Below are 14,998 nucleotides of genomic sequence, written 5' to 3'. Positions count from 1 at the left end.
CCACGACGACGGTCACTCACATCACAGCAGACGTGCGGCTCGTCCTCAGCCACGAGCCCTAGTGTGGACGGCATGCGAGTACTTGTGAGCGGCGGCGCCGGCTACATCGGTTCCCACACAGTCGTCCAGCTGGTGGAGGCCGGCCACGACGTGGTGGTGGTGGACGACTTCAGCAACTCCAAGCCGACGGTCGTGGGCAGGCTCGACGCCCTCACCGGCACCTCGATTCCGGTGCACGGGTTCAACCTCACCGACGCGGACAAGACCGAACGATTCTTCGCCGCCGAACCCGTCGACGCGGTGATCCACTTCGCCGGTTTCAAGGCGGTGGGCGAGTCGGTGGCCAAACCACTGGACTACTACCAGAACAACCTCGACTCGACGTTCGCGCTGCTGCGGGCGATGGCCGCGCACGACGTGCGGCGGCTGGTGTTCTCGTCGTCGGCCACGGTGTACGGGGCCGATCCGGTGCTGCCGATGACCGAGCAACTGCCGACCTCGGCGACCAACCCCTACGGCTGGACCAAGGTGATGATCGAACAGGTGCTGCGTGATGTGGCCGCCTCCGACGACAGCTGGCGAATCGCGGCGCTGCGCTATTTCAATCCGGTCGGCGCGCATCCGAGCGGCACGATCGGGGAGGACCCCAGCGGCATCCCCAACAACCTGATGCCGTTCGTCGCGCAGGTGGCGGTAGGCCGCCGGGACAAGTTGTCGGTGTTCGGCGACGACTACGACACCCCCGACGGCACCGGGGTGCGCGACTACATCCACGTCGATGATCTCGCGGCGGGCCACATCGCCGCACTTGACCGGATCTCGGTCGGCCAGGACCCGTTCTCGGTATGGAATCTCGGTACTGGACAAGGTGTTTCGGTACTCGAAGTGATCTCCGCGTTCGAACGGGCCAGCGGCCGCGCGATCCCGTACGAGATCGCGCCGCGACGGGCCGGCGACATCGCCGCCTCCTACGCCGACCCGACCCGGGCCAACGACGAACTCGGGTGGGCGGCGACCAAGACCATCGACGACATGTGCGCCGACACCTGGCGCTGGCAGTCGGCCAACCCGAACGGCTACCCCGACGCCTGATCGCAGGTCTCGTCCCGCCGTGACCGTCCTCGGCCGCGGTATCCGCTGCCCGGATCACCGCGTCATCGCGACCGTCGCCGACGACACCTGTCGCCACCACGAACGTCACCGGTGGCCGGAGGCCTGCCGGCTACCGAAGGCTACTCCGCCGCAGGCGCGCGGTCGTCGGCCGAAACGCCCGCCGGGTTGAGCCGATGCGCGGTAACGATCACGATCAGGCAGGTCAGGGCCGCGACCAGCCCGACACCGAACATCATCGGATAGGTGACCGACGGCCACTTCTCGGAGATGAAGGCCAGGACCATCGGCATCGCGAAACCAAGGTAGGTGGCCGAGTAGAACACTGCGGTGAGTCCGGCCAGATTGTCCGAGGTGGCCAACCGTTGCACCTCCAGCAGTCCCGACAGGACCGCCATGCCGTACCCGCAACCCAGCACCGCCGCGGCGACCAGCGCGATCGGGATCGACAACGTGGAGGCGGTCAGCATCGCCAGGCCCATGCCCGCGGCCACCAGGATCAGTGCGATACCCGCGCCACGGACCGTGCCGGGCCGGTTGATGCGGCGCCCGACGAGCTGAATCCCGAAACCGGCGCTGAGCCCGAGCAGGCAGCATAGCCCGGCGAACGCGATGGGTGCACCCGAGACCTCATCACTCATGAGTGCCGGGATGATCGCGTACGCCGATGCGCAAGCACCGAACACCCACGGCGCGACCGGCAGCACGATGAACAGGAACCGGGGGTGGGTGAGTCCCGAGATCTTCAGGTCGTCGATCAGTCTGCCCGGCCGCGCGGCGCGTTCGCGGGTTTCGGGGGCGCGCGGCAACAGCGCCAGCGCCACCACGGCCAGCGCGATGTTGACCGCGTAGGAGAGCACGGTGGGCCATGGCGCCCACTGCGCGAGCACCGCGGCCAGCCCGGCGCCGATGCCGAAACCCGCGGTCAGGCTCATCGCGGCGCGGGCGGCGGCCCAGTTGGCGGAGCCCTCGCGGCGGGAGATCTCGGCGATCCAGCTGCCGCCGACGGCCATCGACAGACCCAGCGCGACACCGCTGAACACCCGGCCCAGCGACATCATGGTCATCGAGTCGGAGCCGAGTGCCAGCAGCAGCGAGCCGAGGGCGGCAAAGATCGGCGCCGGGAACATCAGCGGCCGCCGGCCCAGCCGATCCGAGAGCGGGCCGCCGATGAGCAGTGTGGGGACGATGCCGAGCACGTAGGTGAACAGCAGAGCATCGACGGCGACCTCGGACAGCGAACCGTCCTGGCGGTACATCACCAGCAGCGGGGTGAACTCGTTGCCGCCCCAGGCCGAGGCGAACACCGCCAGCGACACCGGGATCCAGCGGCCGGTGCCGGTCGTGGCGGGGGTCCGTATTTCGGTTGACGCGCTCACCGTGGTTCTCCTGATCGGGTACCGGTTCCTGTTGCGACGCCGTGGACGGCGAGCAGATGTCTGTCGAGTGCGGCGATGAAGTGTTCGGGCTCGGCCGCGGCGATCGCCTCGATCAGCTCATGGTGGTCGTCGAGGATGCGCTGCGATGTGCCCGTCCGGCGGTGCACGCTGGTAGTGGTCATCCGCCGGTGCCGCTCACCGAGACTGGTGTAGAAGCCGGTGAGGAGCCGGTTGCGGCCGGCCGCGGCGATCAGCTGATGGAACTGGGCGTCGACCTTGGCGAAGCCGGCGACGTCGGTGGGGTCGATACCGCGATGGTCGTCGAGGTTGCCGCGCAGCGCCGCCACGAGCGCCTCGATCGCCGCCGGATCGCCGGCGATGGCGCGTACGGCGTGGCCTTCGAGCAGGATGCGTGCCTCGATGACTTCGGCCACCTCGTCGTCGGCGATCGGCTGCACCAGCGCACCCCGTTTGGGATACAGCTTCATCCAGCCCTCCGACTCCAGCCGCAGGAATGCCTCGCGGACCGGGGTACGGCTCACGCTGTACCGCGTGGCGATCTCACCCTCGCTGAGCAGCTCACCGCCGGTGATCTCATTGAGCAGGATGGATTCTTTTACCTCGCGGTACACACGCTCGGCCGCGGACATCGACCCGTTTGCCTTAGACACAAGTTGTATCCTAGATGACCGGGGGGTGCGTGTGCCACCGCGAATGCCGGGACGCCTTCACACCGGAGCTGGTAGAAGTGCGATAATCACAGCCGCGGCGCGACACACATCACATGTGTGGACGCACACCATGCGAGCTCACGCACGCTCGAACGCACACGCGACCAGCGGCAATGCGAGAAGTCCGCAGCACAGCCGTCATCGCGCACTGACAGACTCGGCCCCGGGCCCAACCAGGGGCGAGAACAGTAGTCCGGTGCACACCGGACCTTGAGGGAGGACCACCGTGACCAGCACGGCCAGCAACAACTCTGCGCAAGAAGGCACAACCGGCAACCCTGGGCAGCCGACGATCGCCGAACTGCCCATCACCGACGACGAGATCTTCCTCGCGCATGTCGGCGGCAAACTGTCCGTCGAACTGCGGTCGCCGATCGACACCCAGCGTGACCTGTCGATCGCCTACACCCCCGGTGTCGCGCAGGTCTCGCGCGCCATCGCCGCCGAGACCGAACTCGTCAACAAGTACACCTGGACCGAGCGCCTGGTGGCCGTCGTCAGCGACGGTTCGGCGGTGCTCGGGCTCGGCGATATCGGTCCGCGCGCATCGCTGCCGGTGATGGAGGGCAAATCGGCGCTGTTCCGTTCGTTCGCCGGACTCAACTCCATCCCGATCGTGCTCGACACGAAGGATCCCGACGAGATCGTCGAAACCCTGATCCGGCTGCGCCCGAGCTTCGGCGCGGTCAACCTCGAAGACATCTCCGCACCGCGCTGCTTCGAGATCGAACGCCGCGTCGTCGAAGCGCTCGACTGCCCGGTCATGCACGACGACCAGCACGGCACCGCCATCGTGACCCTCGCCGCGCTGCGCGGGGCCACCAAGGTCCTCGGCCGCGACATCCGCGACCAGAAGGTCGTCATCTCCGGGGCCGGCGCGGCCGGTGTGGCATGCGCCAACATCCTGCTCGCCGCCGGGGTACTCGACATCGTCGTCCTCGACTCCAAGGGCATCGTCAGCCTGCACCGCAAGGACCTCAACGAGTTCAAGGAGGAGCTGGCCGAACGCACCAACCCGCGCGCCCTGCACGGCGGTGCGGCCGAAGCACTCGCGGGTGCCGACGTGTTCATCGGCGTGTCCGCCGGCACCGTCGCCGAAGAGCTCATCGCCACGATGGCGCCGGGCCCGATCATCTTCGCCATGTCCAACCCGGACCCGGAGATCCGTCCCGAGATCGCCGCGAAGTACGCCTCGATCGTCGCCACCGGCCGCAGCGACTTCCCCAACCAGATCAACAACGTGCTGGCCTTCCCCGGCGTGTTCGCCGGGGCACTCGACGCCGGCGCCAAGCGGATCACCGAGCGGATGAAGATCGCCGCCGCCGACGCGATCCTGTCGGTGGTCGCGGACGATCTGCGGCCCGATCAGATCGTGCCCAGCGCCCTTGATCGCCGGGTGGCCCCCGCGGTGGCCAAGGCCGTCGCCGCCGCCGCCCACGCCGAGGGGATCGTCTGAGCCCCACCCGACGAGAACCGCGACCGCCCCGCGGCCGGTCACCGATGCCCGTGCGCATCGGCGACCGGCCCGGGGCGGTTCGTGTTGCCGTGCTCAGCCGATACCGAGCTCCGCGGCTATCGCGCTGATGGACCGGGCCAGTTCGACGTCGAGTTCGGTGAGCGCCCCCACGCTGTGCGTGAGCAACCCCAGACGCACCGTCGCGTATCGGATGTCGATGTCGGGATGGTGGTTGAGCTCCTCGGCGGCCGCGATGATCCGCGCCACGAACTCCCCGCCCCGCGCCATGTCGGTTGTCGCGAATTCGGCGACCAGCGCCCCGTCGGACACCCGCCACGGCGCGGACACCGAGTGTGCTGCCTCATCTTCGGAAATCGGTAAATCGGACATGAACCGAGAGTGCCGCACAGTCGCGGACTCCGAAAGTCCACCACGCGGACGGTTCCTCCGATCGGACTAATGACCCCGTTTTTGTTCCGGCCGTGCCAGTCGCTACACTCGTACCCGCTGCCCAGCGCAGCACGCCGCCTTAGCTCAGTCGGTAGAGCGATTCACTCGTAATGAATAGGTCAGGGGTTCGATTCCCCTAGGCGGCTCAGAAAAGAGCAGGTCAGGGCCGGTTTCCCACACACGGGAGACCGGCCGTGACTCGTTGATCCGACACTTATCCGACACTTTGAAAACAGAACACACACCGTGTCACCGTGGTTGCCGAGCTCGGGAGGGTCCGCCCCGCGCGCGTAGGGCGAGCATGGTTCCCGGCTCCGGGAACCTTTCGGCGCCCGCCCCGCGACCCTTGCCCTACGTCGGACGTACCCCACCAGCAGACCGGCCGGGTTCTGGGTGCGTGGCGGTGAGGGCTACGCCGGCGTCCCAAGTGTCAAATTAGGCTCTGAAAGTTCAACTTGAAAGTGTCAAACAATGCGATTTGTGACCCTAGGTTGACGCGGTATGCGTGCGGTCCTGGTCACCGAGTTACACCACTCTATGGGGCACTACCTGCGCAGCCGGAAGCTCGACGTCGGGAACGCGTCGACCGGCGGACTAGGTAACGACTTCGCCATCCTTGGAATGACGTTCTGGCCGGACGTGAAGGCGATGTACCCATCCAAGGGACCTAAGTGGAATACGACAGTGGACAGTCTCAACGCCGTGCGCAACGCGGTTGCTCACAGCCAAGCCGACAAGCTTGCAGAAGTTCGCCGGGAACAACCACTGAATCTCGCGACGTTCAAAAGGTGGAGAAGTTCACTCAACGGCGCTGCATCTGGCTTCGATAGAGCAGTAGGTGCATACTTGCAGAATCTCACGGGCGCTGGTTGGGACTAGCAGGAGGTGGCAGACATGAGCAATCGCAACCCCACTATTAAGCCGGGCGATCACATCCGTGTGCACTTCGGTGGGCGGCTCGTCTACGGTGTCGTCACTAGCGTTCGCGGCGGACGGGTTCATGTCCAACTCGACGTCGAAGGCGCCGATGAGCCCGTTGCAGGTCTGTACGAAGAGAAGCAACTCACCTACGCTTGATTCCACTGCGCGGCAACGTAATTCGGTCACAAGGAGACCAACTCAGCCCACTAGGGCACCTCTTAGGGCCGCTCTGCCGGAATCCGCGGTGCGCACACCTCACGTAGCACGCCGAGAGCAGGATGCTCACCGGTCACCATCAGCACTCGAGCCGCCGATACCGGGCGCGGGCCCTCATCACGTGAACGATCTCAACCTCCCCGTCGTCCCAAAAAGCAGCCCGTCGCCCCAAAACAGCACGACGCCCCAAAACAGCACGACGCCCCACAGCAGCTCGACGGCTTACCCTGGCGGACGGTGGTAGGTAGAGCCCGACGACATCGACGATCTTGTCGATGAACTGCGGGTGTGTGGAGATCGTGAACCCTCGATCAGGTGGCGAGGCTCGAAGTAAGGGTGATCTAGCTCACACTATGTCACTCCGTCCAGCCTTACGGTGTCACAGGGGTATCCCACCAGAGATACCCAGGAGGTCACCATGGACATCACCGCACAGACCACACCGGTCGCCGTCACCAGGATCGTCGTCATCGGGGGTGGATACGCGGGCACGATGGCCGCCAACCGCCTCGCCGGCCAGGCGGGCACCGACGTCGTGCTGCTCAACGCGCGACCGCACTTCGTCGACCGCATCCGGCTGCACCAATGGGCCGCCGACACCGGCTCGGCCGGCCACGAGTACTCGACGCTGCTCGGCGACGGCGTGCGGTTGGTCGTGGGTACCGCCGAACGCATCGACACCGCACGCCGGCGCGTCGTGCTGGCCTCCGGCGACGAACTCCCCTACGACCGGCTCGTGTACGCCGTGGGCAGCACCGCACGCATCCCCACCGGCCTCGTCCGGCCCGATGCGGCCGGATCCGAACACGCCTTCACCGTCGGCGAATGGGAATCGGCGCAGCGGCTGCGTGAGCATCTCAAGACCGAACGCGGTGCGGTGACCGTCGTCGGCGGGGGGCTCACCGGCGCCGAGACCGCCGCCGAACTCGCCGAACGCGGACTGTCGGTGCGGCTGGTGTGCGACGGTCCGCTCGTCCCGGCGTTCGGCGACCGGGGACGACGGGCCACCGCCCGCGGGCTCGACCGGCTCGGGGTGCGGGTGTTCGAGAATCTGCGGGTCACCGCGATCGGACCGCGGTCGATCTCGGTCGCCGGGGCGAACGGGGACGAGGAATGGCCCAGTGCCACCACCATCGTGGCGGCGGGCTTCGCCGTCCCCCGGCTCGCCGCCGACAGCGGCCTCACCACCGACCCCGATGGGCGACTCGTCACCGACGAAACCCTCACCAGCGTCGACGATCCGCGCATCGTGGGGGCCGGCGATGCCGTGGCACCGTCGAACACACCGCTGCGGATGAGTTGCCAGGCGGCCAACCCGATGGGCCTGCACGCCGCCGACACGGTCATCGCCGCGATGAACAACCGTCCGGCACAACCGATCCGGATCGGATTCAGCGGGCAGAACCTGTCGCTGGGCCGGCGCGCCGCGGTGATCCAGTTGTCCCACACCGACGACACACCGCGATCACTGGTGCTGCGCGGAAGAATCGCCGGTGCGATCAAGGAACAGGTGTGCCGGTTCGTCATCCGCGGCATCGGCCTCGAGGCGCGCCGGCCGGGACTGATGCGCGGCGTGTCCCGCAAACCCCGCACCGCCGACGAGCTCGCGCAGACGGTGCTGCGATGAGCGAACCGCACACGCCCCCAGATCAGTTCACCGAGTTCCGGCCGCTGCTGTTCACCGTCGCCTACGAGATCCTCGGTTCGGCCACCGAAGCCGACGATGTGTTGCAGGAAAGCTATCTGCGGTGGGCGCAGGTCGATCCGGCGACGGTGCGCAACCCGCGCGCGTATCTGGCGTCGATCGTCACCCGGCAGTCCCTGAACGCCTTGCGCGCGATGAGTCGTCGCCGCGAGGACTATGTGGGGCCGTGGCTGCCGGAGCCCATCCTGATCGACGAGACGAGCCCGGCCGACGATGTGGTGCTGGCCGAATCGGTGTCCACCGCGATGCTGATCGTCCTGGAAAGCCTCACCCCGGACGAGCGGGCGGTGTTCGTGCTGCGGGAGGTGTTCGCCTTCGACCACGACGAGATCGCCGATATCGTCGGCAAATCCGTCGCGACGGTCCGGCAGATCGCACACCGCGCCCGGGCCCACGTGCATGCCCGGCGGCAGAGGTTCGCCCCCGTCGACACCGCGCGGGCGACCGAGGTGGTCAACACCTTCTTCGCCGCCGCCCTCTCCGGCGATGTAGAGCAGCTGATGGCGGTGCTCGCACCCGATGCCACCTACGTCGCCGACAGCGACGGCAAGATGACCGCCGCCCGCCGCCCGGTCCACGGCGCGAAGGCCGTCGCCAAACTCCTCCTCGGACTGTTGCGGATATCGGGCGAGGATCTGCGCCTGGACGTGGGCGTCTACAGCAGCATGCCGGGTTTCGCCGTCCACTTTGACGGCAGGTCACAGGGCATCTTCATCCTCGATGTCGTCGACGGACTGCTGCAGAACGTGTACGCCATCCGTAACCCGGATAAGTTCGCCGGCGCGCACACGCCCCGACCGATAGCCCGGTGAGATGATCGTGCGCCCGGGCCCTCGTTGACACGAACCACCGTAAGCACCGACGGGATCCACCCGGGATCTACGACGGCAGGATCAGGTACTGGCCCGATGTCAGGTGGTCGGGGTCGGCGATACGGTTGGCGGCGGCGACGATCGCGACCCAGGTGTCGACCATGCCGGTGCCGTAGTGCTCGGTGCAGATGGTGCGCAGCGTCTGTCCCCGCACACGATGGGTCTTGTTGAATCCCGGCCGGATCACGACATGCCCCGGCTCCACCGGATCGCCGTCGACGGGGTTGCCCGCGGCGGTGTTGGCCGATGTGATCATCGTCGTGAGATCGGCGTCGCCGTACCAGCGTTCGGCGAGCGCGGCGAGATACTCGGGGACGATCACCGGATAGTGTTCGGCCTCGTGGAGTTCGGGCAGCAGCAGCCAGGCGCCGGGTTCGATGGGCCGCTGGTCGACGCCGTTGACCGTCTCCCACAACAGTTGGGTGTGCATGTCGGTGGTGCCGTAATGGTTCTGGGTGATCTGTTTGCGGGCCACGTCCCCGTCGGGGACGGTCATCCGGTGCCGCCTCGTCACATACGGCACCAGCAGGTGCTGGCCGGGCTGCAGGAAGTCCGGGTGCGTCAGGTGGTTGGCGGCGGCCAGGACCGGACCGAGACTGCCGTCACCGTATTCGTCGCGGGCGATCGCGAACAGCGTGTCGCCCTGGTGCACTGTGTAGGTCTTCATGTCGCGTAAGTCTTCATCTCGCGGGACCTCTCGGGTTCGAGATTCTGGTCGTGTTCATCGGTTTCCGGTGATGCCACTGTGTCCGAACCCATTGTGTGCGAGCCGGTGGCCGCTGACACGCGTAGTGCACTACCTGTATCCGGCCCGGCAGGGCGGCGACGGCGAGTAGCCGGGCCGGGTGTCGCCGCGACGGCGACGTGGATCAAGATGGGAGACCAGGATGAGGTGACGTCTACGAAAGGGGTGCACATGGCATCGAGGATGAGCGGAATCGCGGCGGTGGCGGCCGCGCTGAGCATGGCGGTGGCCGCGGGACCCGCGGCGGCGGCGCCGTCGCCCGCGATCAGCGTCAGCGATCGCAGCGTGTACGTCGGGCAGGTCGTCGAGTTCTCCGCGTCCGGCCTGGATCCGGCGAGCGGCTACTACGTGATGCTATGCCAGAACCAGCCCTCGTTCTTCGCGATCTGCGCACGGCCCGGCGAGATCGCCGACAGCTTCGTGCACTTGAGCAACCGCGACACGCAGGCGCACAGGATCAGCAAGGCGGGCACGGCGTCGGGCAGGCTGCGGATCGCGCTGCACGACACCTCACTGTTCGGGCCCATCCCCAACGACACCCGGATCAACTGCGCACTCGGCGGCTGCTCGGTGGCGATCGTCGAGGACCACCAGCATTCGACGTCCCCCGGCGGGATGGTGCCGCGCCGGATCGCGGCCGTCGGGGTGTCGGTGCGCTGACCCGGCACACCCGAGACGGCACACACAAGGCGGCGGACCCGGTAGCGTGAGCGCGTGTCCAGCGCACTGGCCGTCGCCCTGACCGTCACCGCCCTGGTGGTCGCGGTCGCGGTGATCATGCTCATCCGCACCCGCCACCGGGTCACCACCCCGACCGAACGGGCCGTACATTCGACGCTGCACACGGCGTCGCTGGCGGCGATGTCGCTGCGCGGCGGGCTCACCGAGTCGTCGGCGCGGGACGCGCTCGGGCATCTGCGGGTGCTCACCGCCGCCGATGCCGCCGCGCTGTACGACGACAGCGGGCGGCGGCTCGCCCACGAACCGGCCGGCGATGAGATCTGGGACGACGACCTGCTCCGGCTCGCCGACGAGGCGGCCGGCGCCGCGCTCAGCGATCAGCGCCGCGTGCTCGAAGGCGATCCGTGCGGCATCGAGACACCGGTGCGGGCACTGGTGGCGCAGCCGCTGCTCATCGGCACCGACGACGAGGCCACCATCGGCGGGGTACTGATGGTGGCCGCCACCCGGCGCCCCGGCCCGGGCATGCTCGGCGCGATCGCCGAGGTGGCCCACTACGTGTCCAGCCAGCTCGAGCTGGCCGACCTCGACGCCTCCCGCGCCCGCCTCGACCGCGCCGAGGTGCTGGCGTTGCGGGCGCAGATCAGTCCGCACTTCATCTACAACGCGCTCAACACCATCGCCTCGTTCGTGCGCACCGACCCGGCGCGGGCGCGGGAGCTGATCCTCGACTTCGCGGACTTCACCCGCTACTCGTTCCGGGCGGCCGGCGAGTACACGGTGCTGTCCGACGAACTGCGCAACGTCGACCGCTACCTCACACTGGAGCGCGCCCGGTTCGGGCCGAAGCTGACCGTCCGGGTACAGGCCGCCCCCGAGGTGCTCAACGTGGTGCTGCCGTTCCTGGCGCTGCAACCGCTGGTGGAGAACGCGGTACGGCACGGGGTGGCCGCCAACGGCGGGGGCACCATCACCGTCATCGCCCGTGACGCGGGCACCGACTGTGTGATCACCGTCGAGGACGACGGGGTGGGGATGGATCCGGAACTGCTGCGCAGCGGTGACATCGACGCCCTCGGCGGGGGTGGGGCACGGCGGACGGACACCGGCGGCGCACCGGGCGCCGAGGCGCGCCGCGGGGCGGCTCCGCACACCTCGACCGGCCAAGGAGGTGCGAGCGGCGGTGATGGCAGGGAGTCGCAGGGCGCACATGTGGGGCTGACGAATGTGGACCATCGGCTGCGCGCCGCGTTCGGGAACGACTACGGTCTAGTGGTCGACACCGGCATCGGCGCGGGGACCAAAGTCGGGATGCGGGTACCCAAGTTCCGGGCGGGAATCCGTGCCTGAGCCGATGGCACGGGTGCTGATATCACGGGTGCTGATGTCACACGAGAGGAGGGAGACGGGGTGTCGCTGACGATTCTGGCGGTCGACGACGAACAACCGGCACTCGACGAACTCGAGTACCTCCTGTCGAACTCGCCCGCCGTCGACACGGTGATCACCGCCACCGACGCCACCACCGCCCTCCGCGAACTCGGCCGGCACGCCGTCGACGCGATCTTCCTCGATATCAACATGCCGGGGCTGTCCGGTCTTGAGTTGGCCGAGGTGCTGCGCAACTACACGGACCCGCCGCCGGTGGTGTTCGTGACCGCCCACGAGGACAGGGCCGTCGACGCGTTCGCGGTGGGTGCGCTGGACTATCTGCTCAAACCGATCCGGGACGCGCGCCTGGCCGAGGCCATCGACCGGGTCGCCGCCGCGGCGCGGACCAAACGCGACCGGGCCGGGTCGGGCCCGGCCGCACCCGTGGCGGCCGGGCCCGACCCGGACGAGGTGATCCCGGTCGAGTTGGGCGGTGTCACCTCGCTGGTACGCAGGGATTCCATCGGCTGGGTGGAGGCGGTGGGCGACTACGCCCGGCTGCACTCCTCATCGGGCGACCATCTGGTGCGCATTCCGCTGTCCACCCTGGAATCACGCTGGTCCGAGGCCGGTTTCATGCGGGTGCACCGGTCCTATCTGGTGTCGCTGCCGATGGTCACCGGGCTGCGTTCGCGCGGGACGTCGACGGTGGTGTGCGTCCGGGCCAACGGCCGGTCCCCCGCCACCGACCTGCCGGTCAGCCGACGTCAGCTACGTGACCTCAAGGACCGGCTGATCCGCGATCCGATGCGCAATTACCGAGCGCAACAAAACAGTTCGGGCGACGGCAGGTGACCACCGACGGGCAACGGCCGCGGCGGGAGCGGGTGGTGCTCGCACAACGTCGCGGTGCCCGGATGGTGCGCACGCGCGTGGAGGTACAGGAACAGACGGAGGTGGGCGACACCCTGGTCCGGGGGCTGATGCGCGCCCAGCTGGGCCTGGCGTTGCGGCTCGGGGTCACCCTGGCAGCACTGATCGTGGCTATCCCGCTGCTGGGCAGCCTGTTTCCGTCGATCGCCGAGGCCACGGTGTGGGGTGTCCGGCTCAACTGGATCGTGCTGGGGGTGTCGCTGTATCCGATCCTCTATCTGACCGGCGCAACCTTCGTACGGCTGGCCGAACAATCCGAACGCGAGTTCATGAACGTCGTCGACGACGATACGACCACGCCCGATACGACCACGCCCGCCGCGATCGAGGACGCCGGGGCGCGCGCCGGGGACAGCACCGGAGCCTGAGGCGGATCGGCTTCGTGAACGGCTCGGGCTCAAGCATTCTCACCACCGCCGCGGTACTGCTCGCGGCGGTGGTCACGATCGCCCTCGGCATCTACGGCGGCCGGCGATCACGCACCACCTCCGACTTCCTGGTGGCCTCCCGATCCGTCGGCTCTCGCGCCAACGCCACTGCCATCACCGGCGAATACCTCTCGGCGGCATCATTTCTCGGTGTTGCCGGCTATGTGGCCAAGTACGGCGCCGACGCACTGTGGTATCCGGTCGGCTTCACCGCCGGCTACCTGGGGTTGCTGATGTTCGTGGCCGCACCACTGCGCCGGTCCGGGGCCTACACCGTGCCCGACTTCGCCGAGTTCCGGCTCTCGTCCCCCCGTGCACGCACCATCGCGATGCTCGTGGTGGTCGGTATCTGCGTGCTGTACCTGATCCCGCAGTTCCAGGGAGCCGGGCAGGCGCTGCACATCCTGCTCGACATCCCCGCCTGGGTGGGCGCGGTCGGCGTCGGATTGATCGTGATCATGAACGTGGTCAGCGGTGGAATGCGGTCGATCACGTTCGTGCAGGCCGTCCAGTACTGGCTCAAACTCACCGCGATCGCCATCCCCACACTGGTGCTGCTGGCGGTGTTCGCCGGGGACCGCTCCGAACTCGGCGCCTCGGCACCGCCCCGCGTGCAGACGGCCACCACCGTCGACATCACCGTCGACGTCGAGGTCAATGTCGCCGACGCGACCGGCGTCATCGTCGACGGCCACGTCGACGGCACCGAGATCCGTGGACAGCAGTTGCCGCCGGGACCGCACACGCTGGGCGCGGGCACCACCCTGACCCTCGCCGCCGGCGCCGCCACCCCCGTGGTCACCGGGGCGCCCGTCACCGGCGCCGACTGGCTCTCCTCCGGTCACGGCCTGGGCGGCGGACACCCGCTGTATCAGGTGCTGTCGCTGATCATCGCTACCTTCCTCGGCACGATGGGCCTCCCGCATGTGCTGGTGCGCTTCTACACCAACCCCGATGGACGTTCGGCCCAGCGCACCGCACTCGCCGTCATCGCCCTGCTGTCGCTGTTCTATCTGTTTCCGCTGCTGCTGGGGATATTCGCGCGGTTGTACGTGCCCGAGCTGCTTATCACCGGCAACGCGGACGCCGCGGTCCTGCTGCTGCCGACCGCCGCCGTCGGCGGGATCGGTGGCCAACTACTGGCGGCGCTGGTGGCCGCCGGGGCGATCGCCGCGTTCCTGGCCACCTCGTCGGGGCTGCTGGTGAGCGTGGCCGGCGCGCTGTCGACGGATGTACTGCGCGGGCGGGTCCGCGACTTCCGGCTGGCCGCGATCATCGGCGGGCTGGTCCCCATCGGTCTGGCGCTGGCGGCGGCATCGCTGGAACTGTCCCGCACCGTCGGACTGGTATTCGCGGTGTCGGCCTCGACGCTGTGCCCCCTGCTGGTGCTGGGCATCTGGTGGCGCCGGCTGACCGCACCCGGCGCCATCACCGGACTGCTGGTGGGCGGACTGTCCTCGGGGGCGGCGACGAGTCTGGCGATCGCCGGCGTCGTGCCCGACGACGCGCTCGGCGGCTGGCCGGCGATCATCGTCGGCTATCCGGCCGCCGTCACGGTCCCGCTGGGTTTCGCCACGATGATCGCGGTCAGCCTGGCCACCCAGGCGACGCTGCCGCCCGGACTCTCGCGCACCTTCGCGCGGATGCATGTGCCCGAACGCCTCGGCATGGGCATCGAGCGTCTTCCGGAGGGCTGAGTCCGGTTCCCCGAGATGCCTTCCCGGGGATCGAGGCCGCCCGTATCGGGGAAATCACTGCCGCTCGTCGTCGGTGATTGACCGTCCGGCGCAGAGGCGACGACTCTCGGCGTGTGATCTGCACCACCGCAGATTATGTGACCAGCGCCGCAATATTCTCCTTCTGTGACGACCGCCGGATAGCAGGGCCTCGCGATATCGATCCCCCGGTCACCCACGCCCGATCACCACAACCAGTCACCACCACAACAAGGAGGTACGACGTTGTCCACCGCCCACGCGCCGGCCCACCCGCCAACTCCC

The 14,998-nt window shown here is 68.2% G+C and carries 14 protein-coding genes and 1 tRNA gene; 11 read left to right on the top strand and 4 right to left on the bottom strand.

The window, feature by feature from the left end; all coding sequences use genetic code 11:
• The first annotated feature begins 72 nt into the window (after positions 1-72).
• Complete coding sequence (galE, locus tag GII31_RS02125) at positions 73-1,092, top strand: UDP-glucose 4-epimerase GalE (RefSeq protein ID WP_213246370.1); 1,020 nt, start codon at positions 73-75, stop codon at positions 1,090-1,092.
• A 140-nt stretch (positions 1,093-1,232) separates the two neighbouring features.
• Here the strand turns inward: galE and GII31_RS02120 are convergent, their stop codons facing one another.
• Positions 1,233-2,489 carry an MFS transporter gene (locus GII31_RS02120; RefSeq protein ID WP_213246369.1) on the bottom strand — a complete coding sequence of 419 codons (1,257 nt, stop codon included), beginning with the start codon at positions 2,487-2,489 and terminating at the stop codon, positions 1,233-1,235.
• The gene (locus GII31_RS02115) at positions 2,486-3,139 is read right to left on the bottom strand and encodes a GntR family transcriptional regulator (RefSeq protein WP_213249721.1); all 654 of its coding nucleotides are present in this window, start codon (positions 3,137-3,139) and stop codon (positions 2,486-2,488) included. The genes GII31_RS02120 and GII31_RS02115 overlap by 4 nt, the downstream gene beginning before the upstream one ends.
• Before the next feature lie 307 nt (positions 3,140-3,446).
• On the opposite strand from GII31_RS02115, the gene GII31_RS02110 reads away from it, so the two are divergent.
• Positions 3,447-4,676, top strand: a complete 1,230-nt coding sequence (locus tag GII31_RS02110) for an NAD(P)-dependent malic enzyme (RefSeq protein WP_213246368.1) — start codon at positions 3,447-3,449, stop codon at positions 4,674-4,676.
• A 93-nt stretch (positions 4,677-4,769) separates the two neighbouring features.
• On the opposite strand, the gene GII31_RS02105 is transcribed toward GII31_RS02110, so the two are convergent.
• Positions 4,770-5,066 (bottom strand): 4a-hydroxytetrahydrobiopterin dehydratase, encoded by a 297-nt coding sequence (locus GII31_RS02105; protein WP_213246367.1) that lies wholly within the window; start codon positions 5,064-5,066, stop codon positions 4,770-4,772.
• 133 nt (positions 5,067-5,199) lie between these two features.
• On the opposite strand from GII31_RS02105, the gene GII31_RS02100 reads away from it, so the two are divergent.
• From GII31_RS02100 to GII31_RS02085, 4 genes are all read left to right on the top strand, one after another.
• Positions 5,200-5,272: transfer RNA gene (locus GII31_RS02100), tRNA-Thr, on the top strand.
• A gap of 748 nt (positions 5,273-6,020) precedes the next feature.
• Positions 6,021-6,203, top strand: a complete 183-nt coding sequence (locus GII31_RS02095) for a hypothetical protein (RefSeq protein WP_213246366.1) — start codon at positions 6,021-6,023, stop codon at positions 6,201-6,203.
• A gap of 478 nt (positions 6,204-6,681) precedes the next feature.
• Positions 6,682-7,890: an NAD(P)/FAD-dependent oxidoreductase gene (locus tag GII31_RS02090; RefSeq protein WP_213246365.1), complete on the top strand. Its 1,209-nt coding sequence runs from the start codon at positions 6,682-6,684 to the stop codon at positions 7,888-7,890.
• Entirely contained in the window at positions 7,887-8,780 is an 894-nt protein-coding gene (locus GII31_RS02085) for an RNA polymerase sigma-70 factor (protein ID WP_213246364.1), read from the top strand. The genes GII31_RS02090 and GII31_RS02085 overlap by 4 nt, the downstream gene beginning before the upstream one ends.
• 67 nt (positions 8,781-8,847) lie before the next feature.
• On the opposite strand, the gene GII31_RS02080 is transcribed toward GII31_RS02085, so the two are convergent.
• A complete protein-coding gene (locus GII31_RS02080) occupies positions 8,848-9,507 on the bottom strand; it encodes a LysM peptidoglycan-binding domain-containing protein (protein ID WP_213246361.1) in 660 nt (219 codons plus the stop codon).
• Positions 9,508-9,756: 249 nt separating this feature from the next.
• Between GII31_RS02080 and GII31_RS02075 the strand changes: the two genes are divergently transcribed.
• The 5 genes from GII31_RS02075 to GII31_RS02055 are packed head-to-tail and all read left to right on the top strand — an operon-like array spanning position 9,757 to position 14,695.
• A complete protein-coding gene (locus GII31_RS02075) occupies positions 9,757-10,245 on the top strand; it encodes a hypothetical protein (protein WP_213246359.1) in 489 nt (162 codons plus the stop codon).
• A 54-nt stretch (positions 10,246-10,299) separates the two neighbouring features.
• Positions 10,300-11,616, top strand: coding sequence for a sensor histidine kinase (locus GII31_RS02070; RefSeq protein WP_213246357.1), 1,317 nt, complete (start codon positions 10,300-10,302; stop codon positions 11,614-11,616).
• Between the two features lie 60 nt (positions 11,617-11,676).
• Positions 11,677-12,492, top strand: a complete 816-nt coding sequence (locus GII31_RS02065) for a LytR/AlgR family response regulator transcription factor (RefSeq protein WP_213246355.1) — start codon at positions 11,677-11,679, stop codon at positions 12,490-12,492.
• On the top strand, positions 12,489-12,938 hold the full coding sequence (locus tag GII31_RS02060; RefSeq protein WP_213246353.1) for a hypothetical protein: 450 nt from the start codon (positions 12,489-12,491) through the stop codon (positions 12,936-12,938). The genes GII31_RS02065 and GII31_RS02060 overlap by 4 nt, the downstream gene beginning before the upstream one ends.
• Positions 12,939-12,952: 14 nt before the next feature.
• A complete protein-coding gene (locus GII31_RS02055; RefSeq protein WP_213246351.1) occupies positions 12,953-14,695 on the top strand; it encodes a sodium/solute symporter in 1,743 nt (580 codons plus the stop codon).
• The last annotated feature ends 303 nt before the right edge of the window (positions 14,696-14,998 follow it).

It is taken from the genome of Gordonia pseudamarae, assembly GCF_025273675.1.
GTDB classification, from domain to species: domain Bacteria; phylum Actinomycetota; class Actinomycetes; order Mycobacteriales; family Mycobacteriaceae; genus Gordonia; species Gordonia pseudamarae.
The sequence above is the reverse complement of the archived record's forward strand: the minus strand, read 5'-3'. Positions and strand labels throughout refer to the sequence as shown.